The sequence below is a fragment of the Lentzea waywayandensis genome (assembly GCF_900115955.1).
In the GTDB taxonomy this organism is placed as follows: domain Bacteria; phylum Actinomycetota; class Actinomycetes; order Mycobacteriales; family Pseudonocardiaceae; genus Lentzea; species Lentzea waywayandensis.
Window position 1 is genome coordinate 103,016 of sequence record NZ_FOYL01000015.1, and the last position, 26,062, is coordinate 129,077.

The window sequence follows — 26,062 nt, forward strand, 5'->3', positions numbered from 1 at the left end:
GAGCTAGGAGAATCCAGGCAATGACCACTCGCTGGACCGTGGTCGTCGACCGCGACGACCTCACCAAAACCGAAGTGCTGCACGACGAACTGCCTGAACTGCCCGAGCTGTCCGACTGCGAGGTGCTTCTCCGCACCAGCCGGGTCGGACTCACCGCCAACAACGTCACGTACGGCGTGATCGGCGACCTCATCGGCTACTGGAACTTCTTCCCCGCCGGCGGCCCCGGCCAAGGCGTGATCCCGCTCTGGGGCTTCGCGGACGTTGTCGAGTCCACAGTGGACGCTCTGCCCGCCGGCACCCGCGTCTACGGCTACCTGCCGATGGCGAGCCATCTCGTCGTGCGCGCCAAGCTGACCTCGGCCGGTTTCGTCGACGCGAGCGACCACAGGGTCGAGCTCCCCGCCGTCTACAACAGCTACCTCGTCACCACCCAGGATCCCGCCTACGACGAGCGGCTCGAAGACCTCCAGGTGCTGTACCGGCCGCTGTTCCTCACGTCGTTCCTGCTGGCAGACCAGCTGGTGGACAACGACTTCCACGGCGCCAAGACCGTCGTGATCTCCTCGGCGTCCAGCAAGACGGCGTTCGGCACCGCGCAACGCCTTCGCGGTCAGGGCGTACGGGTCGTGGGGCTGACTTCACCGCGCAACGTGGAGTTCACGCAGAGCCTGGGCCTCTACGACGCGGTGCTCCCCTACGACGCTTCGGTGGACGTCGAACCGAGCGTGTACCTGGACTTCAGCGGGTCGGCCGACGTGCGTTCGGCGCTGCACTCACGGCTCGGCGCCGAGCTGAAGAAGGACATCTCGATCGGCCTGACCCACCAGGCGGCCTCGCAGGACTCGCGCTCCGAGTTCTTCTTCGCCCCGGACCAGCTGCGCAAGCGCACGGCGGACTGGGGCGCGGACGGGCTGGCCCAGCGCTTCGGCGAGGCGTGGCGGGGCTTCACCGCTCAGGCGGGTGACTGGGTCGGGGTCGTCCAGCACAGCGGTCCGGACGAGCTGATCGACGTGTGGCAGGCCGTGCTGGCGGGCAAGGCGAACCCGGCCAGCGCCGACGTGATCACCTTCTGAACTGGTCCTCGCCCTTGACCATGGCGAGGAACGAACCCCAGGCGGGCGCCGCGACAGTGGCGTCCGCCCGGCCCTTGGAGTCACGGATGCGGGCGGCGGAGCCGTCCAGAGCGATCTCCACGCAGGCGGCGTTCTCGCCACCGCCGGTGCGACTGCTCTTGCGCCACACAGCAGACACCTTGATCCCCTACCTCCCGGCAGCCAACCTCCCGATCCACTCGGCCGACTCGTCCGGGGTCAGTGCCAGCTTCGAGAGGTGCTTGAAGACCAGTCTACTGGGCTTCACCCGCTCGGCTTCCTCGATGTAGGTCGCTCCAGCGGGATGCTCGACGTAGAGCACCGACATCTCGCCGGGACAGGCGAAGTCCAGCACGATGAACGAGCCGAGTTGCCCAGCGGTCGGGCCTGCGGAGTCCTGCAGCACCTGCACCGTCACGTTCGGCAGTTCCGACACCTCGCGTATGTGCCGCAGCTGCTCACGATCCGCCAGCCGAATGGCGGCCTCGGCAATGATCGCTTGGTACTCAAGCGGATCATCACCCGACAGGCGCTCCTGGCGCCGCATCCGCACAGCGATCTGATTGTCGATCCACTTCCGCGAACGCTGCACCTGGAAACCCAGGAACACGGCACGCATGTAGCTCTCGACCTGGAGCAGACCGGGAATGTAGCCGAGCTGGAACTCGCTCACCCGGACCGCGTCGTGCTCAAGACTGATGTAGCCGTGGTCGTCGAGACGATAGGGATGCCACCAGCCCTTCTCGCTCGCGCGTTCCCACATGTCGATGTACGGAGCCTCCTCCGACACAAGTACGCCGTAGAGGTCGAGCATCGCGCGCATGCCGTGGAACTCCGGCAGCTGACCGTTCTCGATGCGGCTCAGCTTCTGGTAGTTGTAGCGGAGCCGGTACGCCGCCTCGCGCTGGCTCAGCCCGCTCCGTTCGCGCAGCCTCTTCAGCGCCTCACCAAGGCGCACCTGCCGGAACGTGGGGTCGGACATACCCCAAACGTTAACGACGAGATCTGACATTCGTGAATCACGGTGACGGAGTCTGTTGAGGACCGTCCACGTCATGGAGTACGTCCACAGCATCCAGTACCACCGGCGCAGCCAGAACGGCCGGCTCACTCTCGCCTACGTCGAGTCCGTGCAGGATCATGGTTGGTACATAAGGAAAGGCGCCGACTGGAAGTCCCACTACACGGTCGCCTGCGCGACCGAATACCTCACGCGAGTGTCAGCGGACGCGGGCACCTTCGCCATCACGGTGTGGAGGGACGTCACGCGAGTCTGCACGGTCGGGATCGACTGGAATCCTCCGAACAGGTGATCTCACCGCCGAATCAGCCCGGACAGGAGCCCAGCGATGTTGAACGCGTCGTCGTGGCCGCGGTGGTGCGTGCCGTCGAGCCTCTGCCCGGCGAGCCGCACCGCCTCAGCCATCCCGACCTCCCGGGGCAACGCGTGCACCAGCGCGAACAACGTCTTGACGTTGACGTGTCGCGGCCCGAACGGATACCGGACTCCGAAGTCGGCGCACTGCCGTTCGAACATCTTGCGGTCGTAGTCGCCGTAGGAAGCCCACACCCGCCGATCCGACCGGAACTCCTTGCGCAGCAGCGCACAGGCTTCAAGGAACGAGACGCCACCCTCAACTTGTTCGGCGGTCAACGTCGTGAGCTGAGTGCAAAAAGGACTGACGGACGACCGCGAAGGCCGCACCAGCACCGATCGCCGCTCACCCCGGACCCCGGTCGCCACCGCGACCGGGCAGATCCCGATCTCGATGATCTCCGAGACCTCACCGGGCGGCGGCGAGTCCTCCCAACAGGTCGACTCCACGTCGACCACCAGCACCTCGTCCAACGAAACAATCACGCGCTGATCGTCCCCTGCCCGTCTACTGGAATACGACGACCGGCAGCACGACGATCTCGCCGGTCGCCGCGTTCCACGACTGGACCTTGCCGAGACAGCGCGCGTTGAACTGGCCTGGCGGCAGCGTGTCGCGCAGGCTCGCCCGGTCGCACTCCACCCGCACCCGATGCTCCCCCACGGGCGCGATCAACACCGCAGCGCCGTCGCCGTCACCGACCTCGAACCGGCCGTGCAACGACACGTAGTCGCGGATGTCGTTGAGACGCCGGGCTTTTCCTCGCCGCCACGACTCGTCGGCCGTGATGGTCCGCGTCGTCAGGTCGACGTCGACCACGCCGTGGCCCGCGCGCAGGCCGGCCAGCACGACGCCGATGACGTCGATCTCCGTGGCCGGTTTCTCGTAGGTGTCGGTGTTCTGCTCGACCACCGAGCCGTCCACGCCGATGCCGAACTCGCTGGGGCCGACCTGGAGCTTGCCGTTCTTGGTGACGGTGATCTGCTTGACGAACTGCCGGGTGACCGCGTCGTCGTACCGGCCGACCTTGCACAGGTTGATCATGCGCTGGCCGTGCACGTAGAACAGCAGGCCCGGCACCTCGGGTTCCGGTTCGCGGCGCCGCAGCCACCGCCACCCGAGAGCGACGACCACGACCAACGCGATCAGCGTGGCGACCCACAACAGGATCCAGCCCCACGAGACGGACCACCAGAGTGCTCTATCGACATCCACGGATCTCTCTCACCGCCTCCAGCAACGACTTCGCGCCGGCCTCCACGAGACGGCCGCCGCTCGCCTGCGCCACTCGGTCCAGTTCCGCCGTCGAGGCCTCGCCGAACCGGATCGGGAACACGGGCACCTCTCCCCGCCCGACCCTCAGGAACTCGTTCACCGACGGCCCCGCGTTGTTCTCGCCATCGGTCATCAGCACGACCGCCGTCTCGCCGCGGGCCAGGCGGAGCGCGTGGTCCAGCGCGGCCCAGATCGCCGTGTTGTCCTGGAGGTCGTCGGACGCGACGACGGCCAGCAGCGCGTCGAGGTCCTGCTTCCCGCGCACGGTGATCGAACGTTCCTCCAGCACGGTGCCCGCGAACCGGACGATCGTGACCGTCTCGCCGACGTAGAAGCGGTCGAACCCGTTGAGGGACGCGAACGCCTCCCGCAGCCCGGCGAGCCGCGGGCCCCGCATGGACGTCGAGTAGTCCAGCACGAAGATCACCTGACGGCCTTCGCCCGCGCGGTCGTGGAACAGCAGCAGCCGGTCGAGCACCTCCTGGCTGTCCGGGAAGTAGAGCGCGGTGCCGAGGTCGGCACGCAGTTTCTCGTCGCGCACCACGGAGGGTTCGACGGGCCGGCGCCAGGTGCGCTCGGCGATCATCTGCTGCGCTCCCGGCGACTTCAACCACTCGACGACCCGGTCGTAGGCGGCCCGGTGTGCGGGCTCGACGAGCATCAGCGGGTAGTCCGACAGGACGATCCCGTCGCGCGGGTACACGATCTCCAGTGGCGTGGACAGGCGACCGGAAGCGTTCAAAGCCATCAACTCCGACTCGTGCGCGACCAGTCCGTCCACATCGGACCGGCGCGCGAACTCGCCGACGGGGTCCGGCACGTCGAACGCGCGCCCCGCGAGGAAACCCTGCAACCGGTCGCAGCTCACGTCCTCTGGCCGCAGTGGCGCGCCGGTGCCCGCGGCCGCCGTCGCGACCCCGATCAGCGCGGCCATCCCACCACCGGACACGCGTGGATCGGCCATGCCGTAACGGAACTGGCCCAGCGCGGCGCGGTCGGCGACGTCGGCCCACGTCGGCCGATCCCCCAGCACGGCCCTGCTGGCGGGTTTCACCCCGAGCACCACCGGGGACGTCATGATGCTCGATGCCAGCTCGGGGTCGGCACCGCGCAGCCGCAGGAACCTGTTGGTGGACAACCAGGCCAGGTCGAAGCCCGCGAGCGACCTGCTGGCCTCGACCGTGCCGCGGTGCTCCACCACCAGCTCGACACCGGTGGCCTTCTTCAACTCCGCCAGCACGGGTCCGAGATCGGCCAGTTCCGTGCTCGCCAGCATCTTCAGCCGGACCGCGGGTGTGCTCGGCGTGCACGCGGCCAGCACCAGCAGCAGAACCGCTGCCAGCACTCTCATTTGCAGTCGCCGACGACGTCGAGCATGCGCTCGAAGAGTTCCGCCTTGGGCAGCTGCACCCTGCCCGCCTCACCGGCCGGCGGCTCCGGCAGACCGCGGCCCGCGATGTAGGTGCCGAAGTCGTCGGCGGACTCCCCGTTCCAGCTCAGCGAGTGAAACCCCAGCTCGACCGCGCGCCTGCGCAGGTCCGGGTCGTTCATCATCAGCTCGCCGATCCGGTCGCCCTCCGGCGTGAACGAGATCAGCTCGGGCGTGCTCTGGTGCTGTTTGGTCGGGTAGAGCAGCACGCGTTCGGTGTCGACGCTCTTCTGCCGCAACTGATACGCGATGTACTGGTGCTCGTAGATCACCGCGATGACGGCGTGCGTCCGCCCCTCCGGCACGAAGTACTTGGGGGCCATGTCCTCGCCGGCCTGGCCCTGCGCGTCGACGTACGGCTTGACCTCCAGCGCCAGCTTCTCCGCGGCATCGATGGTCTGCGGCGGTTCGTCACCGAAGGCGGTGGCGAAGAACCCGACGAGCGTCGCGCCCGAGTAGGCCTTGCACGGGTCCGGCGACTGCACGATGACCCGGTTGCCGTTGGTCAGGCCGAGTTCGTCCCACCGCTTGCCCACGTCGGCCAGCCCTTTGAGCTTGGCCATGTCGAGGTTGTAGTAGAGCGGCTTCTCACCCTGACCGTGCGGTGTCGCGACCCCCTCCTTCCGCAGTGCCTCGGCGTACTCGCGGAACGTGGCGAGCACGACCGGGGTGAAGAACGGCCGGTACGGCACGACGTGCTTGCCCGCACGGCGGGTCTTCACGTGCTCGTTCGCCACGTGCCCCGACGGGAACACGAAGTGGTACGAGTCGAGGTCGGGTTTCTCGGCCAGGTCGCGGGAGCCGACCGGCGTCACGTGCACCTGGTAGCCGCGCGCCATCAGGATCCGCTTGACCTGCTCGTCCTGGAAGAAGTCCCGCTTGGAGGCGAACAACGCGCGCACCACGGTGACAGAACGGAACGGGCCGGTGATGTGCCCCGAAACGAGCAGCACCACCAGCCCGGTCACGAACACCGTCAAAGGCGGGACGAACCACAGCAGGAACCGTCTTCGCGGGTCGATGACCTTGAACTCGGGCTCCCGCACGGCTCCCCCTGGAGTCAGACGATCACGGCACCACCGTCGACGACGAGCGTCTCGCCAGTAACGTAACCGCCCGCGGGTGAGGCCAGGAAGACCACGGCGGCGGCGAGTTCCTCGGGGTCGCCGATGCGACCGGCGGGCAGCGCCGCCCGCATCTTCTCCAGGTACCCCGGCGGGTACTGGTCGGTCATCTCCGAGGAGAAGAAACCGGGGCAGATCGCGTTGACGCGGATGCCCTTGCGCCCGGTCCACTGCTGCGCCAGGTCCCGCGTGAGTCCGAGCAGACCGGCCTTCGACGCCGAGTACGCGGCCTGTGGAATACCGCCGGTCACGAGGCCGAGCACGCTGGAGATGTTGATGATCGAGCCACCGGACTTCATGACGGCCGCGGCCGCCTGAGCCATCCAGTAGGCGCCGTTGAGGTTCACGTCCATGACACTGAGGAACTGCTCCGGCGTCTCCCGCGAAGCCGGCACCGCCGACGCGACACCGGCGTTGTTCACGAGCACCGCCACCGTGCCGAACTCAGCCGCCGCACGAGCCACCTCACGGCAGTCGTCGGGCTGCGACACGTCGGCCTGCACGACCAGGGCGCGCCGACCGGCGGCCTCGACCAGCGCGGCCGTCTCCTTCAGCTTGTCCGCACGGCGGGCCGCGAGCACGACGTCCGCGCCGGCCTCCGCAAGCCCCTTCGCGAAGGCCACACCCAGGCCCGAGGAGGCGCCGGTGACGATCGCGACTTTCCCGTCGAGACGGAACTTGTCCAGGATTCCCACTACGAAAGCCTCTCCAGGATGATCGCCATGCCCTGACCGCCGCCGACGCACATCGTCTCCAGGCCGAACTGGGCGTCGCGGGCCTGCATGCCGTTGATCAGCGTCGTCATGATCCGCGCACCGGTCGAGCCGAACGGGTGGCCCAGCGCGATGGCGCCGCCGTGCACGTTGAGCTTGTCGATGTCGATGCCCAGCGCTCGCTGCGAACCGAGCACCTGGACGGCGAACGCCTCGTTGATCTCCACCAGGCCGATGTCCGAAATGGACAGACCGGCGTGACCCAGCGCCTGCTTCGTGGCGTCCACGGGGCCGAGGCCCATGATCTCCGGTGACAGGCCGGAGACACCCGTGGACACGATGCGCGCCAACGGGGTCAGGCCCAGCTCACGTGCCCGCACGTCGCTCATGATCACGACAGCGGCCGCACCGTCGTTCAGCGGGCAGCAGTTGCCGGCCGTGATCGTTCCCTCGGGCCGGAAGGACGGCTTCAGCGCGGAGACGGCTTCCAGCGTCACCCCGGCACGTGGGCCGTCGTCAGCCGACACGACGGTTCCGTCGGGCAGCACGACCGGAGTGATCTCGCGGGCGAAGAAACCGTCCGCGATGGCCTTCTCCGCGAGGTTCTGCGACCGCACGCCGAACTCGTCCTGATCGTGTCGCGAGATGCCCATCTGCGTCGCGACGTTCTCGGCCGTCTGGCCCATCGCGATGTAGTAGTCGGGCAGCTCGCCGTCGAGCCTCGGGTCGGTCCACGCCGCGTTGGAGGCGGCCGTGTCCAGGGTCCGCTGCTGCGCCTGCGCGAACAGCGGGTTGAACGACGGCGCGCCCGCGTGCATGTACCGCGAGACGCACTCGACGCCGGCCGAGATGAACCCGTGGCCCTCCCCCGCCTTGATGGCGTGGAAGGCCATCCGCGCGGTCTGCACCGAAGACGCGCAGAACCGGTTGACCGTCGTGCCCGGCAAGTTGTCGTAACCGAGCTGCACGGCGACGCGGCGCGCGATGTTCTGACCGTGCTCGTCCTGCGGCTCGGCACAACCGAGGTGCAGGTCGGTGATCTCGGACGCCGGAATGTCGCCCAGCGCCGCCGAGATCACCTGCGCGGCCAGGTCGTCCGGCCTCAAAGACACAAGGGAACCCTTGCGGGCACGGCCGATCGGCGACCGGGCGGTGGAGACGATGACTGCCTCAGCCATGGAAAACCTCCTACAGGCCCAGGTCGCGGCCGATGAGTTCCTTCATGATCTCGTTGGAACCCGCCCAGATCTTCGTGACGCGGGCGTCCATCCAGGCGCGGGCCACGCGGTACTCGGTCATGTAGCCGTAGCCGCCGTGCAGCTGCACGCAGGCGTCGATGACCTCGTTCTCGACGTCGGCGCTCCAGTACTTGGCCTGCGCCGCCTCGACGGGGCTCAGTTCGCCGCGCACGTGCTGCATGGTGAGCGTGTCGATGAACGCCTGCGAGACGTCCAGCTTGGTGCGCAGCTCGGCGAGCAGGAACTTGTTGTGCTGGAACTTGCCGATGGCCTGCCCGAACGCCTTGCGCTCCTTGACGTACTCCAGCGTCTCGTCGAAGACGCCCTGCGCGTGCGCCAGGTTCGAGATGGCGCCGCCGATCCGCTCCTGCGGCAGGCGTTCCATCATGTAGATGAAGCCCTGGCCCTCCGCGCCGATCATGTGCTCGGCGGACAGGCGCACGTCGGAGAAGAACAGCTCCGCGGTGTCGGACGGGTGCTGGCCGACCTTGTCGAGCTTGCGGCCGCGCTCGAAGCCGGGCATGCCGGTCTCGACGGCGAACAGCGTGATGCCGCGCGCTCCCTTGGACGGGTCGGTGCGGGCCGCGACGACGATCATGTCGGCGGTGTAGCCGTTGGTGATGAACGTCTTGGAGCCGTTGAGGATCCAGTCGTCACCGTCACGGACGGCGTTGGTCCTCAGCGCGGCGAGGTCGGAGCCGCCGGACGGCTCGGTCATCGCGATGCCGGTCTTGATCTCGCCGGTGCACATGCCGGGCAGCCAGCGCTGCTTCTGCTCCTCGGTGCACAGGTCGACGAGGTAGGGCGCCACGACGTCGCCGTGGATGCCCAGCGACGACGCGACGGCCGCGTTGACCCGGCACAGCTCTTCGGCGAACACCGTGTTGAACCGGTAGTCGTTGGCGCCGCTGCCGCCGTACTCCTCGGGGATCTCCAGCCCGAGCAGGCCCTGGCGACCGGCCTCCAGCCACACGTCCCGGTCGATCACCCGCTGCTCGATGAACTTCTCGACGTTCGGCGTGATCGTGCGCTCGACGAACGCCTTCGCCGACTCCCGGAACGCGGCGTGATCCTCGTTGAACAGCGTCCGCTGCACGACTACCTCCATACTAAGCGGTTGCTTAGCGCTAAGCGCTCGCTTAGCGTGCAGTACGATCCATCACCTGTCAACACGCGAGGAGCCGCCCGATGACGACGACCGGACTGGAAGGGTTCTCGCTGCTCGACGAGACCTGGCGCGCCGTCACCCCGGACGCCGCCCGCCGGATGCTCATCGCGGCCGCCCACGCGTTCGCAGGCAAGGGATATCACGCCACGACGACCAGGGACATAGCCTCGCTGGCCGGAATGTCCCCCGCGGCCGTGTACATCCACTACCGGTCCAAAGAGGAGCTTCTGTTCAACATCTCGCTCGTCGGCCACGAGACGTCGCTGACGCTGCTGTCGGGCATCGAGGGCACCGGCGCGGTGGAGCGGCTCAGGAACGCGGTGGCGGCGTTCGCGGGATGGCACGCGGAGTTCCACACGACGGCGCGGGTGGTGCAGTACGAGCTCGGCGCGCTCTCTCCCGAACACCACGCGGAGGTGGCGGAGCTGCGCCGGCAGATCGAGCAGCGGATGCGGGCCTACATCGCGGACGGCATCAAGGAGGGCGTGTTCGACGTCCCCGACCTCAAGGGCGCGACCCTGGCCGTGCTGTCGCTGTGCATCGACGTCGCCCGCTGGTACCAGCCGAGCGGGAAGCGGACCCCGGACGAGATCGGCGCGCTGTACGCCGACCTCGTCCTGAGGATGGTCCGACCTAACTGACCGACTTCCTGCCGTACACACCGGCCACGAGCGAAACACCGATCGCGGCGACGACGATCTGCACGATCACCTCGATCCAGTCGATGCCCGCCGTGTCCTCCACGCCCAGCAGCCGCGCGATCCACGACCCGATGAACGCGGCCGCGATGCCGACCAGCAGGGTCAGCCAGATCGGGATGGCCTGCTTGCCCGGTGCGAACAGCTTGCCGAGCAAGCCCAGGATCAGACCGATGATGAGCGCGCCGAGAATGCTCTCGATGGTCACGGACGCCTCCTCCCGCTACACCCCGATGCACTCGGGGATCTCGGAGAAAATCATCCCGTTGATCGTGGCCGTCCGCAGCGCGAGAACTACCAGCGGCTACCGGAGACCTGGCTCATCCACTGGTTGATCGTCGCGGTCCAGTCCGTGCCGACCGCCTGCTGGTGAGACACGGCGAAACGGCCGTACGCGTCGCCGCCCGCACGGAGCAGTCCGGCGCGCTTGTCGGCCTCCAGGATCACGTGCAGCTCGCCCGGCGTCGTGACGAACGTCAGCTCGACCTGCTTGACACGGCTCGCGAACTGCGGCGGCGGGTAGAACTCGATCTCCTGGTAGAACGGCAGCTGCTGCGGCACGCCGTGGATGCGGCCGCGCTCGTTGTCCGCCTTGGTGAAGCGGAAGCCCATGTGCCCGAACGCCTGAAGGACGGCGTCCTGGGACTGGAGCGGGTGCACCCAGATCGGGTCGAGGTCACCGGGGTCGACGGCGCCGCGGACCTCGAGCTCGGTGCGCAGACCGAGCTGCATGCCGTGCAGCTGCTGGCCGCCCACGACGTTGATCGGGCACTCGAACGGCACCGGGACCTGGAACGGGAGCGACAGGTTCTGGTGCGGCTGAACCAGGATCCGCTGTCCCACGGAGAACTTGTGGAACTCCATGTTGGTGTTGTACTCGTTGTCGCCGCTCTCGACCTCGACGCGGGTGAGCAGCGCCAGAGTGACGTGGTCGATCTCGGCAGGGTGGTCGCCGCCGGCGATGCGCACCTCACCGGACAGCACCTCGCCAGGCCTGACGTTGGGGTTCGTCAGCACCGTGTCGACAGTCGGCCCGCCCACACCGAACGCGCGCATCATCCTCTTGAACACCACTGCGGCCTCCTGAAGCCCTTGCATGTTTGCGGGGAGTCTGCCAACTGGATCGCCCGTTTGCGGCGAAGTGTTCCGTTGACGCCTCAGCCCCACGATCGGTTCCGTATGGACTTCCGTTCACTTCAGATGGCAACATGCGACCGCCGTCACATACTAAGCGGTCGCTCAGGAGGTTGTCTTGCTGCTCGTCGCCAACCGGGGTGAGGTCGCCGTGCGCGTCCTGCGCGCAGCGGCTGACCTGGGGATACGCACCGTGGCGGTGTACGCGGAGGACGACGCTTCCTCGCTCCACGTGACGCTCGCGGACCGTGCCGTGGCACTACGTGGGCCGTCGCCGTACCTGGATGTGGATCAGCTGCTGGACGCCGCCGAGGGGTGCCAGGCCGTGCATCCGGGGTGGGGATTCCTGTCCGAGAACGCCGCGTTCGCTCGGGCGTGTTCCGAGCGCGGACTGGCCTTCGTCGGGCCTTCCGCTGACGTTCTGGAACTGCTCGGTGACAAACGGCGAGCACGGGAGCTGGCCTCCTCGCTGGGGATCCCGGTGCTGGACGCGCTGCCCGGCGAGTTCCCGGTGATGGTGAAGGCGGTCGCCGGCGGTGGCGGCAAGGGCATGCGGGCGGTGTACGGGCCTTCGGAACTCGACGCCGCGGTCGAGGCGTGCCAGGCGGAGGCGCTGGCCGCGTTCGGCGTCGGGGACGTCTACTTCGAACGGTTGATGCCCTCCGCCCGGCACATCGAGGTGCAGCTCGTCGGGACGACCGTGATCGGCGACCGCGACTGCTCGCTGCAGCTGCGGCACCAGAAGGTCGTGGAGATCGCGCCCGCTCCCCTGCTGGATCCCCTGCTGCGCAAGACTTTGCACGAGGCGGCTGCCGCTTTGGCCGTCGCGGCGGGCTACACCGGCGTCGGCACCGTCGAGTTCCTGGTGTCCGGGGACTCGTTCGCGTTCCTGGAGGTCAACCCGCGGCTCCAGGTCGAGCACACCGTCACCGAGATGGTGTCCGGAGTGGACCTCGTGCGCACCCAGCTGCTGCTCGCCTGGGGCGGCGACGTGGACTTCACGCCTCATGACCGCGGCGCGGCCGTGCAGGTGCGGCTGAACCAGACCTCGGGCGGCGTGCTGTCGTCGTTCGGACTGCCTGCCGGGCCGGGCGTCCGCGTCGACACGCACGGGTACGTCGGCTATCGGGTCGGGACGCGCTACGACGGGTTGCTCGCGAAGCTCGTGGTGCACGGCGAGGACCTGGACGTGGCGCTGAACCGGGCGCGGCGGGCGTTGGGCGAGTTCCAGGTCGAGGGCGTTTCCACGAACCTGGAGTTCCTGCGCTCGTTGCTCGCGCGCGACATCGTCGGGGCGACGACGGACTTCGTGGTCGAGGAACCGGTTTCGGGCATGCGGGCGCCGCTGGCGGGGACGGTGGTCGCTGTCGCCCCCGATTCCGTCGTGCTCGAAGCGATGAAGATGCAGCACGTCGTGCGGGTGTCCGGCGACGTGCTGGTGTCGGTGGGCGACACCGTGTCCGAGGGCCAGGTGCTGGCTTCCGGCGCAGGCGAGTCCACTGAGGACGTTGCCGACGTGGACCCTGCGCACGTCCGGCCGGATCTGGCGGAGGTGCTGGCGCGGCACGACTTCGACCGCCCCGAGGCTGCCGCGAAACGGCATGCCCGAGGTGGGCGGACCGCGCGGGAGAACATCGCGGATCTCTGTTCGGACTTCGTCGAGTACGGCGGACTGGCGATCGCGGCGCAAAGGCAACGTCGTTCTTTGGAAGACCTGATCGAGCGCACGCCCGCCGACGGCATGGTGGCCGGTATCGGTGTGGTCAACGGCTCGCGAGTCGTGGCGATGTCGTACGACTACGCCGTGCTCGCCGGTACTCAGGGCCTGCGCAACCATCAGAAGAAGGACCGGCTGTTCGCCCTGGCACAGCAGGAGAACCTGCCGGTGGTGCTGTTCGCCGAGGGTGGCGGAGGGCGTCCCGGCGACACCGACCACAGCATGGTCAGCGGCCTGGACTGCGGCTCGTTCCACGCGTTCGCGCGGCTCAGCGGCCAGGTGCCGTTGGTCGGGGTGGTGGCGGGCCGGTGCTTCGCGGGCAACGCGGTGCTGCTCGGCACGTGCGACGTGATCATCGCGGTCGAGGGCGCGAACATCGGCATGGGCGGGCCGGCGATGATCGAGGGAGGTGGGCTCGGCACGTTCCGGCCGGAGGACATCGGGCCGCTCGACGTGCAGGTGCCCAACGGCGTCGTGGACATCGCGGTGGGGTCCGAGGAAGAAGCCGTGGCCGTGGCGAGGAAGTACCTCTCGTACTTCCAGGGCACGTCGGCCGAGTGGTCCTGCGAGGATCAGCGCCTCCTCCGCCACGCCGTCCCCGAGAACCGCCTGCGCGCCTACGACATCCGCGCGCTCATCACCACCCTCGCCGACACCGGCTCGGTCCTCGAACTCCGCCAAGGCTTCGGCAAGGCCGTCGTCACCGCCCTGGTCCGCGTCGAAGGCCGTCCCATCGCCCTGATCGCCAACGACCCCGGCGTCCTGGGCGGCGCCATCGACGCCGACGCCGCCGACAAGTGCGCCCGCTTCCTCCAGCTCGCCGACGCGTTCGACCTCCCGGTCGTCTCCCTGTGCGACACCCCGGGGTTCATGGTCGGACCCGACGCCGAACGCACCGCCACCGTCCGCCACCTCACCCGCATGGTCGTGACGGGCGCCAACCTCACCGTCCCCTTTGGACTCGTGATCCTCCGCAAGGCGTACGGTCTCGGCGCCCAGGCCATGGCGGCCGGAAGCCTGAAGGTCCCGCAGTTCGCGATCTCCTGGCCCACCGGCGAGTTCGGCCCGATGGGGCTCGAAGGCGCCATCAAACTCGGCTTCAAGAAAGAACTCGACGCCATCGCGGACCCGGACGAACGCAAGCAGCGCTACGACCAGATGGTCGCGATGGCCTACGAGCACGGCAAAGCCCTCAACGTCGCCTCGGTCTTCGAGATCGACGACGTGATCGACCCGGCCGACACCCGCCGCTGGATCACCACGGCGCTGGCCCCTGCAACTTCCCGTCCCCAAGGGAAGAAACGCCCGTTCATCGACACGTGGTGAGGAGAATCCGTGGTCAGCGTCGCCCCTGCGGAACAGAAGACCTTACGCCGGCTCATGGCAGCCGGGCTCGTCGGTTCAAGTCTTGAGTGGTACGACTTCTTCATCTACGCGACCGCCGCGGCACTGGTGTTCCCCAAGCTGTTCTTCCCGGAGGCGACGCCGATCGTGGCGCTGCTCCTGTCGTTCAGCACGTTCTGGGCGGGCTTCGTCGCCCGCCCGCTCGGCGGCCTGGTCTTCGGCCACGTCGGCGACAAGGCCGGCCGCAAACCGGCCCTCGTCATCTGTCTCGGGCTGATGGCGGCGGCGACGTTCCTCATCGGTCTGCTGCCCACCACGGCGTCCATCGGCGTCGGCGCACCGCTGCTGCTGGTGCTGCTGCGGTTCCTGCAGGGCATCGCGGTCGGCGGTCAGTGGGGCGGCGTGGTCCTGCTGCTGACCGAGACGGCAGGCCCTCGCAAGCGTGGCTTCGCCGGTACGTTCGGCCAGGCCGGCGTTCCGATCGGCGTGCTGCTGGGCAACGTCGCCTTCATCAGCGCCACGACGTCCCTCTCGCCGGAGGCGTTCGCGTCGTGGGGCTGGCGCGTGCCGTTCCTGGCGTCGGCGCTGCTGTTCCCGGTGGTGCTGTTCATCCAGCTGAAGGTCGAGGACAGCCCGGTGTTCCGCGAGCTGAAGGAACGCCGCGCGACCGAGCCCGCCGTCGCCCCGGCCCCGCTGAAGGAGGTCCTGCGGACCCACCGCAAGCCGATCCTGCTCGGCGCGGGCCTGATGTTCGCCTCCAACGCGATCTTCTACGTGTCGATCGCGGGCGTCCTGTCCTACGCCACCACCACGCTCGGCCTCGCCCGCGAGTCCGTGCTGATCGTCAGCCTGCTGTCGTCCATCGTGAGCATCCCGGTCATCCTCTGGGCCGGCCACGCCTCGGACCGCCTCGGGCGCCGTCCGCTGATCATCGCGGGCACCATCGGCATGATCGTGTGGGCGTTCCCGTACTTCCTGCTCGTGGACACCGGCTCGCTGGTGTTGATGTTCGTCGCGTCCACGGTCGGAGGCATCGCGTCCTCTCTCGTGTACGGGCCCATCGCCGCCTACCTGGGTGAACTGTTCGAGCCGCACGTGCGGTACTCGGGTGCCTCTCTCGCGTACCAGCTGGCGTCGATCCTGGTCAGCGGCGGCACGCCGTTCGTGATGACCGCACTGCTGGGCGCGACCGGCACGTCGATGTCGGTGTCGGCGTTCCTGCTGGTCATGGGCCTGTGCACGCTCGTCTCGGTGATCAAGCTGCCGGAGACGCACCAGCCGGAACGGGCCTGATCAGAGGCTGTGAAGGCCCGACCCGAGGGACAAATCGGGCCTTCACAGTCAAGACCTCTGCGGAACATCCGGCCGATGCCGTACGTTGGCGCGTCGTGACCACTCTCATGGCGCGCTTCAAGCAGCGGATGCGCAGGTTCGCGCAGAAACCGGGGTCGATCGACCTCGCCCCGTTCCAGGCCCTGCTCTCGGACGTGGAGAAACACGCCGAGACGTTCAAGGCGTTCAGCGACGAGGAGCTGACGGCACACGCCAAGAAGCTGCGCGAGGAGAGCACGGACACCGAGCTCGTGGCGCTGACCCGGGAGGCCGCCGAGCGCGCCATTGGGCAGCGGCCGTTCGACGTGCAGGTGCTGGGTGCGCTGGGCCTGCTCAGCGGGCTCGTCGTCGAGATGGCCACCGGTGAGGGCAAGACGCTCGCGGGCGCCATGGCCGCAGCCGGGTTCGCGATCAAGGGCAAGCGCGTCCACGTGGTCAGCGTCAACGACTACCTCGCCCAGCGCGACGCGGAGTGGATGGGGCCGCTGTACGCGCTGCTCGGGGTCACCGTGGGCTGGATCAACGGCAGCTCGAAGGCCGAGGAGCGCCGCGAGGCCTACCAGTGCGAGATCACCTACGCGCCGGTCAGCGAGATCGGGTTCGACGTCCTGCGCGACCGGATCGTCACCCGCGAGGAAGACCTGATCGTTCCCGAGCCGGAGGTCGCGCTGATCGACGAGGCCGACTCGGTGCTCGTCGACGAGGCGCGCGTGCCGCTGGTGCTGGCCGGCTCGACCAGTGCGGAGGCGGCCGACCCCGTCATCGCGGACCTGGTGAAGCGGCTGCGGCAGAACCTGCACTACGAGATCGACGACGAGGAGCGCAACGTCTTCCTCACGGGCGCGGGGTCCGAGGCCGTCGAGCGGGCGCTCGGCGAGATCGACCTGTACTCGCAGGAGCACGTCACCTCCACGCTGTCGAAGGTGAACGTCGCGCTGCACGCGCAGGTGCTGCTGCACCGCGACGTCGACTACATCGTGCGTGACGGCAAGGTGCACCTCATCAACGACACGCGTGGCCGTGTCGCGAAGCTCCAGCGGTGGCCGGACGGCCTTCAGGCCGCGGTCGAGGCCAAGGAGAACGTGCAGACGACCGAGTCGGGCGAGATCCTCGACTCGATGACGGTGCAGGCGCTGCTGTCGCGCTACCCGACGCGCTGCGGCATGACCGGTACCGCCGTCGCCGTCGCCGAGACGCTGCGGGAGTTCTACGAGCTCGAGGTGCTCGTGATCCCGCCGAACAAGGAGAACATCCGCGAGGACGAGCACTTCCGCCTCTACGCGACGCTGGAGCAGAAGGAAGACGCGATCGTCGAGGAGATCAAGGAGGCCCACGAGAACGGGCGCCCGATCCTCGTCGGCACGCTCGACGTCGCCGAGTCGGAGCGGATCTCCTCCAAGCTGCGCGCCGCCGGCATCGAGTGCGTGGTGCTCAACGCGAAGAACGACGCCGAGGAGGCGTCGATCATCGCCGACGCCGGTTCGTACCAGCGCATCACGGTCTCCACGCAGATGGCCGGTCGCGGTACGGACATCCGTCTCGGTGGCCACGAGGGCGAGGACCACGACCGGATCGCCGAACTGGGCGGCCTGTACGTGATCGGATCGGGACGCCACTCGTCGTCGCGCCTGGACGACCAGCTGCGCGGCCGCGCCGGACGTCAGGGCGACCCCGGCGGCTCGGTGTTCTTCTCGTCCATGCAGGACGAGCTGATCACCCAGTACGCGCCGGACGCCGAGGATCCGTCCGAAGTGGACAACGACGGCCGGGTGCACGACAAGGGCCTGCTGCACACCTTCGAGCACGCGCAGCGCGTGGCCGAGGGCGTGAACCTGGAGATCCACCGCAACACCTGGCGTTACAACAAGCTGATCGAGCACCAGCGCGACCTGCTGCTCAAGCACCGCGACGTCGTGCTGCGCACGGACGCGGCGTTCGAGAAGGTCGGCGAGAAGGAAGGCGCGCCGGACGAGATCGCCGCCGACGCCGCCCGCAAGATCACGCTGTTCTTCCTCGACGACCTGTGGACGCACCACCTCACGTTCCTGTCGGACCTGCGCGAGGGCATCCACCTGCGCGCGCTGGCCCGGCAGAACCCGCTGGACGAGTTCCACCGCGAGGCCATCCCGGCGTTCAACAAGATCGTGCCGGAGTCGTGGGAGCTCACCAAGGAGAAGTACGAGGCGGCGAAGATCACCGACGACGGCTACGACCTCGCCGACGCCGGGGTCAAGCGCCCGAGCTCGACGTGGACGTACCTGGTGCACGACAACCCGTTCGGCTCCGGGCTCGAGGAGACGATGAAGGGTCTCGTGAAGATGGTGCGCGGCCAGCGCCGCTGACAGTCAGATCTTCCCCGGGACGAGATCGTCCGCGGATCTGGCGGGCCGGGGCAACGCCTCGGCCCGTCTGACTGTTCTGGGCGTGGTCATCTCGTCGGTCAGTTTTCTGATCTCCGCGAGGATGTCCAGGTGTTCCTGCGACGGCGGTGGGCCAACGAGGTTGGACCGGTTGTGCGCCGTCCGTTCCGCGCGCTCGGCCAGAAGCCGGATGCGGCGCAGGTGTTCGTGCTCCCCGTCCGGGAGCAAGAAGTCCGTCTGCTCCATCACCCGTGCCAGCTTTCGCCGTGCACGGGTGAGCAGTCGATCCCCTAGTCGGCTGATTCCAGTTTCTGGACGAGCCACTCGTGGAAACCGCCGATGTGGTGCTCTGAGGGCACCAGCACTCCGCCCTGCGCGTAGGCGCGGGAGGCCATCGCGGGCTGGCATCGCTCGCAGGCTTCGAAGTCCTGTTCGTTCACCCGGTGGAACAGCTCGACCGAGCGAGAGACGTCACGGCCGGTGTCGACCACTTCCTTGGCGTAGAGCCAATCGCACTCGACGATCGTCCGATCCGCCGCCAGCGGGTACATCCGGTGCAGGATCACGTGATCCGGCACGAGGTTGATGAACACCTGCGGTTTGACGGTGATGGCGTAATACTTCCTGTCGCGTTCCTCTTCCAGCGACGAGAGTTTCTCGAATCCCTCACTGCCGTCGACCGTGAAACCCTTGATCTCGTCACCGAACTCGGCGCCGTGCCCGACGTAGTACTGGGCCGCGTAGCCGTCGGCGAACTCGGGCAGCACCTCGGTGAGCTCGGGGTGGATCGTCGCGCAGTGGTAGCACTCCATGAAGTTCTCGATGATGAGCTTCCAGTTGGCCTTGACGTCGTAGACGATTCGTCTGCCCACGGACAACTGGTCGATCTCGTAGCCGTCGATGCCCTCCAACGAGCCCAGGCGTTCGGTCACGGCGCTCAGGACGTCGTCCTCGAAGCTGGGCGGGTCCTCGGCGAGGTTCACCCACACGTAGCCGAGCCATTCGTGCAAGTGCACCTTCGTCAGTCCGTACGCAACGCGGTCGACGTCCGGCATCGAGGTGAGGTTGGGCGCGGCGATCAGGTTGCCGTCCAGCGCGTAGGTCCAGGCGTGGTACGGGCACTGGAACGCCCGTTTGACGCTGCCGGCCTCGTCGACGCAGATGCGCGCGCCGCGGTGGCGGCAGACGTTCAGGAACGCGTTGAGGCCGCCTTTGCGGTCGCGCGCGATGAGCACGCTCTCCCGCCCGACCTGCACCGTGCGGAAGTCGCCGGCGTTGGGCAGGTCGCCCGACTTCACCGCGCAGAACCACATCTTCTCGAAGATGGCCGCCTGTTCCCGCGCGAAGATCGCGGGGTCGGTGTAGTAGCGGCCCTCGAGGGTGGAGATCAGGCTGCCGGTCATACTCTGCCTCTCAAGCGAGCCGGGTCGAAAAGGCCGATCGGGTGCCGCGTGGCCCCGTCGATCACGAGGTCGGCGAGGATCTCGCCGACCACGGGCACGAACTTGAAGCCGTGCCCCGAGAAGCCGCACGCCACCGTCACGTCGTGCTCGCGGGCGATGACGAAGTGCCGGTCGGCGGTGTTGGTGTACATGCAGGTCGCGGCGCGTTGGAACGTGCCGGCGAGGCCGGGCATCGGCGACCTGGTGGCGTTCGCCATCGCCTCGACCTCGTGGGCGTGCACCGTGCGGTCGATGGTCTCGGGCGTGCAGATCTGGCCGCCGCTGTGGAACGCGACCTTGACTGCGCCGTCGTGCGCGGGGAAGCCGTAGAAGTTCGTGCCGTCGGCACGGTCCCAGATGTAGATCGGGTGGTCGCGGAAGTCCTCGTCCGGGGTGAAGTAGAACTGGACCTGACGTTCGATCTCAAACGGGATTCCCAGGTCTCCCAGCAACTCCGGCGCCCACGGGCCGGGGCACACGACGACGTGTTCGGCTTCGTAGGTGGCACGAGCCGTGGTGACCCTGCCGGACTCCCAGTGCGTCACCGGCTCTTCGAAGCGCAGGTCGGCACCCGCCCGCTGGGCGAGCGCAAGATGGGCCCGCACGGCAGTCTCCGGGACCACGAAGCCCGCGCCGGGTTCGTACAGCCCGATCTCGTCGTCCGCCGGACGCATCCCGGGAAAGCGCTCGCGCAGCTGGGACGCGTCGAGCAGTTCGTGTTTCAGACCGAACTGCTCGACGCTCGCCCGGCTACCCGTGATGGCGCCGCGGTCCGGATCGCCGACGATGACTCCGCCGACGCGGTGGAAGACGTGCTCGCCGCTGTCCCGTTCGATCTGGTCCCACATCTCATGAGCCCGCAGCAGCAACGGAACGTACGCGGGGTCCTCGAAGTAGGCCTGCCGCGTGATGCGCGACCCGCCGTGGCTCGACCCGTGCGCGTGCACAGGCGTGAACTTCTCCAGCCCCAGCACCCGTTTCCCGCGCTGGGCGAGCCGGTAGGCGGCAGCACTGCCCATGCCGCCGAGCCCGATGACGATGACGTCGTAGATCACCCCCGGAGCCGCTTCATCTCGGGGTCGTACAACGGCTCCCGCGCCGGGCGCGCGGTGACCTTCCGACCGAAGTACTCGATCTCGACCTCGTCGTCGATCTCGCTGGGCAGCCAGGCGTACGCGATGTTGAGACCTGTCGTGTAGCCGTAGGCGGCGCTGGTGACGTACCCGACCGGTTCTCCCTGGTGGAACACGGGTTCGTTGCCCAGCACGACGCTGCGCGGGTCGTCGATCGTGAGGCAGGTGAGCTTCTTGGTCGAGGTCAGGTTGTGCAGCGAGCCCTTGCCGAGGAACTCCTTGTCCTGGCGCACCGCGAACCCGAGCCCCGCCTCGAACGGGTCGTGCTCGGTCGTCATGTCCGTGCCCCACGACCGGTAGCCCTTCTCCAGGCGCAGGCTGTTGAACGCGCCGCGCCCGGCCGCGATGACCCCGTGCCGCTGCCCCGCCTCCCACAGCGTGTCCCACAGCTTCGGACCCATGTCCGCGGTGGTGTAGAGCTCCCAGCCGAGTTCGCCCACATAGGACAGTCGCAGCGCGGTCACCGGAACGTTCTTGATGAACGCCCACTGCGCGGTGAAGTACCCCTTCCGCGTGTCCAGAGTGTGCGCGATGTCGTTGATCAGATCGCGTGCGAGCGGGCCCCACAGGCCGATGCAGCACGTTCCGGCCGTGATGTCCTTGACGTAGACGTCATCGGGCGCGTGCCGGGTGAGCCAGTCGAGGTCGAGGTTGCCGTTCGCACCGACCTGGAACGTCGTCGCGTCGAGGCGCGCGATCGTGAGGTCACTGCGCACGCCGCCCTGCTCGTCCAGCAGCAGCGTGTAGACGACCGCGCCGGGTTTGCGGTTGAGGTTGTTGGTCGTCATGTGCTGGAGGAACTCCAGCGCTCCCGGCCCGCTGACCTCCAGCCGTTTCAACGGGGTCATGTCGAACAGCGCGACCCGTTTGCGCGTCACCAGCGCCTCGGCCCCGCAGATCGGCGACCAGAACCGGCTCGCCCACTCGCCCCGCGCGGGCACCTCGGCGACCTCGGGCAGGCCGGCGTTGGCCTCGTACCAGTGCGGGCGCTCCCAGCCGGACGCCTCCAGGAAGAACGCGCCGAGCTCCTGCTGCCTGCCGTAGAACGGACTCGTCCGGATCGGCCGCGGGCTCTCCATGGGCTGCAACGGGTGCAGCAGGTCGTAGACCTCGACGAAGTTCTGGCAGCTGCGTTCCAGCACGTAGTCCGGCGCCAGCTGCACCTGCTCGAACCGGTTGAGGTCGCTCGAGTGCAGGTCCAGCTCCGGCTGCCCCTCGACGATCCACTCGGCCATCGACCGCGCCACCCCGGCGGAGTGCGTGATCCACACCGCCTCCGCGACCCAGAACCCCTTGAGGCCAGGATGCTCGCCCAGCAACGGCATCCCGTCGCTGGTGAACGAGAACAGCCCGTTGAAGCCGCTCTCGACCCCCGCCTCGGCCAGCGCGGGAATCAGCTCGACGGCCGACTCCCACGAGGCCTTGAAGTCCTCCTCGGTGAACGGCAGCTCCGAGCCGGTGATGTCCTGGGCGGCGATGGGCATGGGCCGATGCCCGTACGCGCCGATGCCCAGCGCCTGGCCGTGCGAGCGGAAGTACAGGTCGGCTTCCTGGTGCCGCAGGATCGGCTGCCGCGCAAGCGCTTCCGCGTCGGCGTTCACGTTGCCGGTGAACACGTACTGGTGCGCCATCGGCACGAGCGGGACGGTCAGCCCGACCATCTCCCCCAGCACCGGCCCCCACATCCCGGCGCACGACACCACGATGTCCGCGGCGAACACGTCCGTCTCGGTCCGCACGCCGGTGACCCTGTCGCCCGCGGTCTCGACGACGACGACCTTCTGCCCGAACTCGAACCGCGCCCCGCGCTCGATCGCCCGCCGCGCCTGGATCTCGGCGGCCTGAACGGGCCTCGCGAGACCGTCGCTCGGGATCAGGAACCCGCCGAGCAGCTGGTCCCGGTCCAGCAACGGGTGCAGGCGCGCGACCTCGTCCGCGTCGATCAGCCGGCTCTGCACGCCCCACGACGTGGCCCAGCCGTGCCTGCGCGAGAGGTCGGTGAGCCGTTCGGGGCTGGTGGCGATCTCCAGGCCGCCGATCTGGTCGAAGCAGCCCAGAGCGGTGTACTTCTCGACCGTGTAGCGGGCGAAGGCGGTCATGCTGCGGCAGGAGTTCGTCTGAAAGACCAGGCCAGGGGCGTGGCTGCTGGACCCGCCGACCGCGAGGCCGCCGGCCTGGTCGAGGACCGTGACGTTGGTGAAACCCCGATCGGTGAGCTCGTCGGCCAGCGCGCACCCGACGATCCCCGCCCCCACGAGCACCACGCGAGGCACTTCACCAGGCATCAGGACACCCCTTCGCCGCAGTTGCGAGTGACAAAACTCGTTCCGCTATCTGCAACAAGTTGCGGCCAGGGGGTCCGGCTGTCAATACCGCCGTTCGCGCGGTCAAGGAAATCGTGTGCGCGTGAACGGACATCGACCGCACAATCGGGCATGGAGTCCACCACCCTGCACACGATGGCGGGCAGGTACCTGATGAGCCGCAACGAGAAGCTGGACTCCCCTGGCGCCACGTGGCAGACGCGATGCTGAGCGAGGTCGAACGACTCGATCCTGACGCCCTGCCACCCCTCGCCCGGCTCGCCACCGCGGCCACGACCGCGCGGTCGATGTTCACGACGGACCTCGGCCCGCTCGAGGCCGATGCGGAACGCGAGCTGTTCCGCAGGGCGGTCAAGAGCTGGATGACCGCGAGGGACCTCGTGGTCGAGCCACTGCCCTACCGGCGTGTGTTCAGTGACGAGGAGGCACAGGCGTGGCGCCGCCGAATCGAACAGCGGTGGGGCTTTCAGCGGAACACGACCGTGTGGCACCCGATCATCGGCCCCGTGCCCGAGGGCCTGATCGCGGTCCGCGACGACGCGATGTGGGACGGTCCCGGCGTCAGACTGGTCCGCGAGGCGCTGCGGAGCACGGGGCTGCGCCGGGTCGTCGAGATCCGGGAGCACGGCGACCCCGGCTGCCTGCTGGACCTCGACACGTTCGAACCGACCTGCACCGGCGCGGAAGGCATCTGGACCGACGACATGCTCGACTGGATCGCGTACGCCTCGCACGAGTCGTCGGTGGCGTTCGGCGGCGTTCGGCGGCACGCTCGCCGAACGCCTCCGCACCTCCTGGCCGGACGTCGCCGGCTGGAACTGGGTCCCCTGGTGGGATCAGCCCGCGAAGTAGCCCAACTGGGCCGAGAGATCGGCCGCCGCCGACGACATCGTGGACACGATCTGGTCCACCCGTTCCCGCGACAACCGGTACGACGGACCGGAAGCACTCATCGCCGCGACGACCTCGCCACGGTGCCCACGCACCGGGACTGCCACCGCGTGCAACCCCAGTTCCAGCTCCTCGAAGCACGCCGCGTACCCCTGCGACGCGACCTCCTCCAGTTCCGAGAGCAGCCGTGAGGCTTCCACGACCGTGTTCTCGGTGTAGGCGTCGAGCGGCAACGAGGCCAGGCGGCGCCGTTCGTCCGGCGGCAGGTACGCGAGCAGGATCTTGCCGGACGAGGTGGCGTGCAGGGGTGTGCGCTGGCCGATCCAGTTCACGGCCGAGACGGCCGCGGAGCCGCGGGCCTGGGTGATGTTGATGGCGACGCCGGCGTCGTGCACGGCGATGTTGACGGTCTCGCCGAACGAGTCGGCGAGGGTCTGGCAGACGGGCTGGCCGAGCTTGGTCAGGTCCATCCGTCCGGTGGCGGCACCGGCCAGGCGGACGACCCCGAAACCGATGGCGTATTTGCCTCTTTCACCGAGCTGCTCCACAAGGCCACGCGACTCCAGCACGGAGACGAGTCTGGACACCGTGGACTTGTGCACACCGAGCTCACCAGCGATTTCGGTGATGCCGGCCTCACCTTGGGCCAGCAGTTCGAGCACGCTGATGGCTCTGTCCACGGACTGCACCTGAGCTGCCGAGTCGGAGTTGCTCATCGCGCAACAGTAACCGGCAGGCAAAACAACCGGCTGGACTCTTGACTGCGGGTCTCACGAGGCTCACATTGTGTTGCGTCATTCGGAACATGTGCCGCGTCACGCAACGGAGGCCGACGATGATCCGCGCCTGCGCTCTCATGGACCTGCCCCCAGGGGAGGCGGTTCGCATCGTCGGCCCTCATGCGCCGATCGCGGTCTTCAACGCCGACGGCGTCGTCTACGCCATCGACGACACCTGCACCCACCAGGACGCCTCGCTGAGCGAGGGGTGGCTGGACGGGTGCTTCGTGGAGTGCCCTCTGCACGCCGCGAGCTTCGACCTTCGCACCGGCGAGGCGACTTGTCTGCCCGCCAAAAGACCGGTGAAGACCTATTCCGTCTACGTGAAAGATGGAGAGGTCTATGTCGATGTCGAAGTGAACAAGGACGTGGCGTGAAGACGATCGCGATCATCGGCGCCTCACTCGCCGGTTTGAGGTCGGCGCAGGCACTGCGCCAGCAGGGGTTCGACGGGCGGCTCGTCGTCATCGGCGACGAGATCCATCTGCCCTATGACCGGCCTCCTCTCTCGAAGGACTTCCTCCTCGGCAAGGTCGAGGCGGTGCCGCTCGCGGACCAGGAGGACCTCGACGCGCTCAACGCGGAGTGGCGCCTCGGCGTGCGGGCGACGGGGCTGCTCTCCACCCGGGAGATCGCGCTCAGCGACGACACCACCGTCGAGGCCGACGGCATCGTCATCGCGACGGGCGGGCTGCCGCGCACGATCCCCGGCACGCACGTCCTGCGCACGCTGGACGACGCGATCAAGCTCCGCGAGGCGTTCGGCAGCGCGCAGCACATCGGGGTCATCGGCGCCGGGTTCATCGGGGCTGAGATCGCCTCCAGCGCGCGTGCGCTCGGCAAGGACGTCACCGTCGTCGAGGCACTCCCCACGCCGCTCACGCGCGTCCTGGGCGCCGAGATGGGCACCGCGTGCGGACACCTGCACGGTGACCACGGATCAACATTGATCACGGGAGTCAATGTTGACTCGGTCAACGTTGACGGCGGAATCAACCTCGCGGACGGGCGCGTCGTCAACGCCGACGTCGTCGTCGCGGGCATCGGCACGCGGCCGGCGACGGACTGGCTCGCCGGCGGACCGGTCAATCTCGGCAACGGCGTCGTGTGCGACGCGGGCGGCGTGACGAACGTGAAGAACATCGTCGCGGTCGGCGACGTCGCGAACTGCGCCGGGCATCGCGCCGAGCACTGGACGTCGGCGACCGAGCAGGCGCAGATCGCCACCCGGAACCTGCTCGCGGGCGAGACCGTCGCGACGCACACCAACGGCGGTTACGTCTGGTCCGACCAGTACGGCGTGCGGATCCAGTTCATCGGACGGGCGACGGACGACGTTCGAGTAGAAGATGGATCCATCGAGGACAGGAAGTTCGTCGCGACCTATCGAGACGGTGAGCGCCCGGACGACATCGTTGGCATCGTGGCCATGAGCAACGCACGACTTTTCACCCGACTCCGCAGGAATCTCAAGTAGGAGACGGTCGTCAC

The 26,062-nt window shown here is 68.2% G+C and carries 25 protein-coding genes; 8 read left to right on the forward strand and 17 right to left on the reverse strand.

The window, feature by feature from the left end; translation table 11 throughout:
- Positions 1-20 precede the first annotated feature (20 nt).
- Positions 21-1,076 (forward strand): DUF2855 family protein, encoded by a 1,056-nt coding sequence (locus BM417_RS39510; RefSeq protein ID WP_093605125.1) that lies wholly within the window; start codon positions 21-23, stop codon positions 1,074-1,076.
- Here the strand turns inward: BM417_RS39510 and BM417_RS39515 are convergent.
- The gene (locus tag BM417_RS39515; protein WP_218164713.1) at positions 1,066-1,254 is read right to left on the reverse strand and encodes a DUF397 domain-containing protein; all 189 of its coding nucleotides are present in this window, start codon (positions 1,252-1,254) and stop codon (positions 1,066-1,068) included. The genes BM417_RS39510 and BM417_RS39515 overlap by 11 nt on opposite strands.
- A 9-nt stretch (positions 1,255-1,263) precedes the next feature.
- Positions 1,264-2,076 (reverse strand): helix-turn-helix domain-containing protein, encoded by an 813-nt coding sequence (locus BM417_RS39520; protein ID WP_177320865.1) that lies wholly within the window; start codon positions 2,074-2,076, stop codon positions 1,264-1,266.
- A gap of 73 nt (positions 2,077-2,149) precedes the next feature.
- Between BM417_RS39520 and BM417_RS39525 the strand changes: the two genes are divergently transcribed.
- Positions 2,150-2,407, forward strand: a complete 258-nt coding sequence (locus BM417_RS39525) for a hypothetical protein (RefSeq protein ID WP_093605131.1) — start codon at positions 2,150-2,152, stop codon at positions 2,405-2,407.
- A gap of 2 nt (positions 2,408-2,409) precedes the next feature.
- Here the strand turns inward: BM417_RS39525 and BM417_RS39530 are convergent, their stop codons facing one another.
- The 7 genes from BM417_RS39530 to BM417_RS39560 are packed head-to-tail and all read right to left on the reverse strand — an operon-like array spanning position 2,410 to position 9,345.
- On the reverse strand, positions 2,410-2,955 hold the full coding sequence (locus BM417_RS39530) for a 3'-5' exonuclease (RefSeq protein WP_093605133.1): 546 nt from the start codon (positions 2,953-2,955) through the stop codon (positions 2,410-2,412).
- 22 nt (positions 2,956-2,977) lie between these two features.
- Entirely contained in the window at positions 2,978-3,685 is a 708-nt protein-coding gene (locus tag BM417_RS39535; RefSeq protein WP_093605135.1) for a hypothetical protein, read from the reverse strand.
- Positions 3,672-5,096, reverse strand: a complete 1,425-nt coding sequence (locus BM417_RS39540) for a vWA domain-containing protein (protein ID WP_093605137.1) — start codon at positions 5,094-5,096, stop codon at positions 3,672-3,674. The genes BM417_RS39535 and BM417_RS39540 overlap by 14 nt, the downstream gene beginning before the upstream one ends.
- Complete coding sequence (locus tag BM417_RS39545) at positions 5,093-6,220, reverse strand: hypothetical protein (protein WP_093605139.1); 1,128 nt, start codon at positions 6,218-6,220, stop codon at positions 5,093-5,095. Before BM417_RS39545 ends, BM417_RS39540 begins: the two co-directional genes overlap by 4 nt.
- Before the next feature lie 14 nt (positions 6,221-6,234).
- Positions 6,235-6,993 (reverse strand): SDR family NAD(P)-dependent oxidoreductase, encoded by a 759-nt coding sequence (locus tag BM417_RS39550; protein ID WP_093605141.1) that lies wholly within the window; start codon positions 6,991-6,993, stop codon positions 6,235-6,237.
- Positions 6,993-8,189 (reverse strand): acetyl-CoA C-acetyltransferase, encoded by a 1,197-nt coding sequence (locus BM417_RS39555; protein ID WP_093605143.1) that lies wholly within the window; start codon positions 8,187-8,189, stop codon positions 6,993-6,995. Before BM417_RS39555 ends, BM417_RS39550 begins: the two co-directional genes overlap by 1 nt.
- 10 nt (positions 8,190-8,199) lie before the next feature.
- Positions 8,200-9,345 carry an acyl-CoA dehydrogenase family protein gene (locus BM417_RS39560; protein WP_093605340.1) on the reverse strand — a complete coding sequence of 382 codons (1,146 nt, stop codon included), beginning with the start codon at positions 9,343-9,345 and terminating at the stop codon, positions 8,200-8,202.
- A 92-nt stretch (positions 9,346-9,437) separates the two neighbouring features.
- Between BM417_RS39560 and BM417_RS39565 the strand changes: the two genes are divergently transcribed.
- Positions 9,438-10,058, forward strand: a complete 621-nt coding sequence (locus tag BM417_RS39565) for a TetR/AcrR family transcriptional regulator (RefSeq protein WP_093605145.1) — start codon at positions 9,438-9,440, stop codon at positions 10,056-10,058.
- On the opposite strand, the gene BM417_RS39570 is transcribed toward BM417_RS39565, so the two are convergent.
- The gene (locus tag BM417_RS39570; protein WP_093605147.1) at positions 10,051-10,323 is read right to left on the reverse strand and encodes a GlsB/YeaQ/YmgE family stress response membrane protein; all 273 of its coding nucleotides are present in this window, start codon (positions 10,321-10,323) and stop codon (positions 10,051-10,053) included. The genes BM417_RS39565 and BM417_RS39570 overlap by 8 nt on opposite strands.
- A gap of 86 nt (positions 10,324-10,409) precedes the next feature.
- Positions 10,410-11,189 carry a sporulation protein gene (locus tag BM417_RS39575; protein WP_093605149.1) on the reverse strand — a complete coding sequence of 260 codons (780 nt, stop codon included), beginning with the start codon at positions 11,187-11,189 and terminating at the stop codon, positions 10,410-10,412.
- Between the two features lie 178 nt (positions 11,190-11,367).
- On the opposite strand from BM417_RS39575, the gene BM417_RS39580 reads away from it, so the two are divergent.
- From BM417_RS39580 to secA2, 3 genes are all read left to right on the forward strand, one after another.
- Entirely contained in the window at positions 11,368-14,292 is a 2,925-nt protein-coding gene (locus BM417_RS39580; RefSeq protein ID WP_093605151.1) for a carboxyl transferase domain-containing protein, read from the forward strand.
- Positions 14,293-14,301: 9 nt separating this feature from the next.
- On the forward strand, positions 14,302-15,603 hold the full coding sequence (locus BM417_RS39585) for an MFS transporter (protein WP_245822591.1): 1,302 nt from the start codon (positions 14,302-14,304) through the stop codon (positions 15,601-15,603).
- A 95-nt stretch (positions 15,604-15,698) separates the two neighbouring features.
- Entirely contained in the window at positions 15,699-17,984 is a 2,286-nt protein-coding gene (gene secA2, locus BM417_RS39590) for an accessory Sec system translocase SecA2 (RefSeq protein WP_177320866.1), read from the forward strand.
- A gap of 3 nt (positions 17,985-17,987) precedes the next feature.
- Here the strand turns inward: secA2 and BM417_RS39595 are convergent, their stop codons facing one another.
- The 6 genes from BM417_RS39595 to BM417_RS39620 all read right to left on the reverse strand — a co-directional run bounded on the left by BM417_RS39595 (position 17,988) and on the right by BM417_RS39620 (position 24,508).
- A complete protein-coding gene (locus tag BM417_RS39595) occupies positions 17,988-18,248 on the reverse strand; it encodes a hypothetical protein (RefSeq protein ID WP_093605157.1) in 261 nt (86 codons plus the stop codon).
- Between the two features lie 44 nt (positions 18,249-18,292).
- A complete protein-coding gene (locus tag BM417_RS39600) occupies positions 18,293-19,405 on the reverse strand; it encodes an aromatic ring-hydroxylating oxygenase subunit alpha (protein ID WP_093605159.1) in 1,113 nt (370 codons plus the stop codon).
- Positions 19,402-20,499 (reverse strand): N-methyl-L-tryptophan oxidase, encoded by a 1,098-nt coding sequence (solA, locus tag BM417_RS39605; RefSeq protein ID WP_281251401.1) that lies wholly within the window; start codon positions 20,497-20,499, stop codon positions 19,402-19,404. Before solA ends, BM417_RS39600 begins: the two co-directional genes overlap by 4 nt.
- Entirely contained in the window at positions 20,496-22,862 is a 2,367-nt protein-coding gene (locus BM417_RS39610) for a GcvT family protein (RefSeq protein ID WP_093605161.1), read from the reverse strand. Before BM417_RS39610 ends, solA begins: the two co-directional genes overlap by 4 nt.
- Complete coding sequence (locus BM417_RS47270; RefSeq protein WP_143139002.1) at positions 22,862-23,671, reverse strand: hypothetical protein; 810 nt, start codon at positions 23,669-23,671, stop codon at positions 22,862-22,864. Before BM417_RS47270 ends, BM417_RS39610 begins: the two co-directional genes overlap by 1 nt.
- Before the next feature lie 66 nt (positions 23,672-23,737).
- Complete coding sequence (locus BM417_RS39620; RefSeq protein ID WP_093605165.1) at positions 23,738-24,508, reverse strand: IclR family transcriptional regulator; 771 nt, start codon at positions 24,506-24,508, stop codon at positions 23,738-23,740.
- Between the two features lie 119 nt (positions 24,509-24,627).
- On the opposite strand from BM417_RS39620, the gene BM417_RS39625 reads away from it, so the two are divergent.
- Positions 24,628-24,948 (forward strand): bifunctional 3-phenylpropionate/cinnamic acid dioxygenase ferredoxin subunit, encoded by a 321-nt coding sequence (locus tag BM417_RS39625; protein ID WP_093605167.1) that lies wholly within the window; start codon positions 24,628-24,630, stop codon positions 24,946-24,948.
- Positions 24,945-26,048, forward strand: a complete 1,104-nt coding sequence (locus BM417_RS39630; RefSeq protein WP_093605169.1) for an NAD(P)/FAD-dependent oxidoreductase — start codon at positions 24,945-24,947, stop codon at positions 26,046-26,048. Before BM417_RS39625 ends, BM417_RS39630 begins: the two co-directional genes overlap by 4 nt.
- Positions 26,049-26,062 lie beyond the last annotated feature (14 nt).

Excerpts from the sequence above, each read along its gene's own strand:
- BM417_RS39620 (WP_093605165.1), bottom strand. The coding sequence starts at position 24,508 with ATGAGCAACTCCGACTCGGCAGCTCAGGTGCAGTCCGTGGACAGAGCC.
- BM417_RS39625 (WP_093605167.1), top strand. The coding sequence starts at position 24,628 with ATGATCCGCGCCTGCGCTCTCATGGACCTGCCCCCAGGGGAGGCGGTT.
- BM417_RS39540 (WP_093605137.1), bottom strand. The coding sequence starts at position 5,096 with ATGAGAGTGCTGGCAGCGGTTCTGCTGCTGGTGCTGGCCGCGTGCACG.
- BM417_RS39525 (WP_093605131.1), top strand. The coding sequence starts at position 2,150 with ATGGAGTACGTCCACAGCATCCAGTACCACCGGCGCAGCCAGAACGGC.
- BM417_RS39510 (WP_093605125.1), top strand. The coding sequence starts at position 21 with ATGACCACTCGCTGGACCGTGGTCGTCGACCGCGACGACCTCACCAAA.
- BM417_RS39600 (WP_093605159.1), bottom strand. The coding sequence starts at position 19,405 with ATGACCGGCAGCCTGATCTCCACCCTCGAGGGCCGCTACTACACCGAC.
- BM417_RS39555 (WP_093605143.1), bottom strand. The coding sequence starts at position 8,189 with ATGGCTGAGGCAGTCATCGTCTCCACCGCCCGGTCGCCGATCGGCCGT.
- BM417_RS39595 (WP_093605157.1), bottom strand. The coding sequence starts at position 18,248 with ATGGAGCAGACGGACTTCTTGCTCCCGGACGGGGAGCACGAACACCTG.
- BM417_RS39520 (WP_177320865.1), bottom strand. The coding sequence starts at position 2,076 with ATGTCCGACCCCACGTTCCGGCAGGTGCGCCTTGGTGAGGCGCTGAAG.
- BM417_RS39565 (WP_093605145.1), top strand. The coding sequence starts at position 9,438 with ATGACGACGACCGGACTGGAAGGGTTCTCGCTGCTCGACGAGACCTGG.
- BM417_RS39610 (WP_093605161.1), bottom strand. The coding sequence starts at position 22,862 with ATGCCTGGTGAAGTGCCTCGCGTGGTGCTCGTGGGGGCGGGGATCGTC.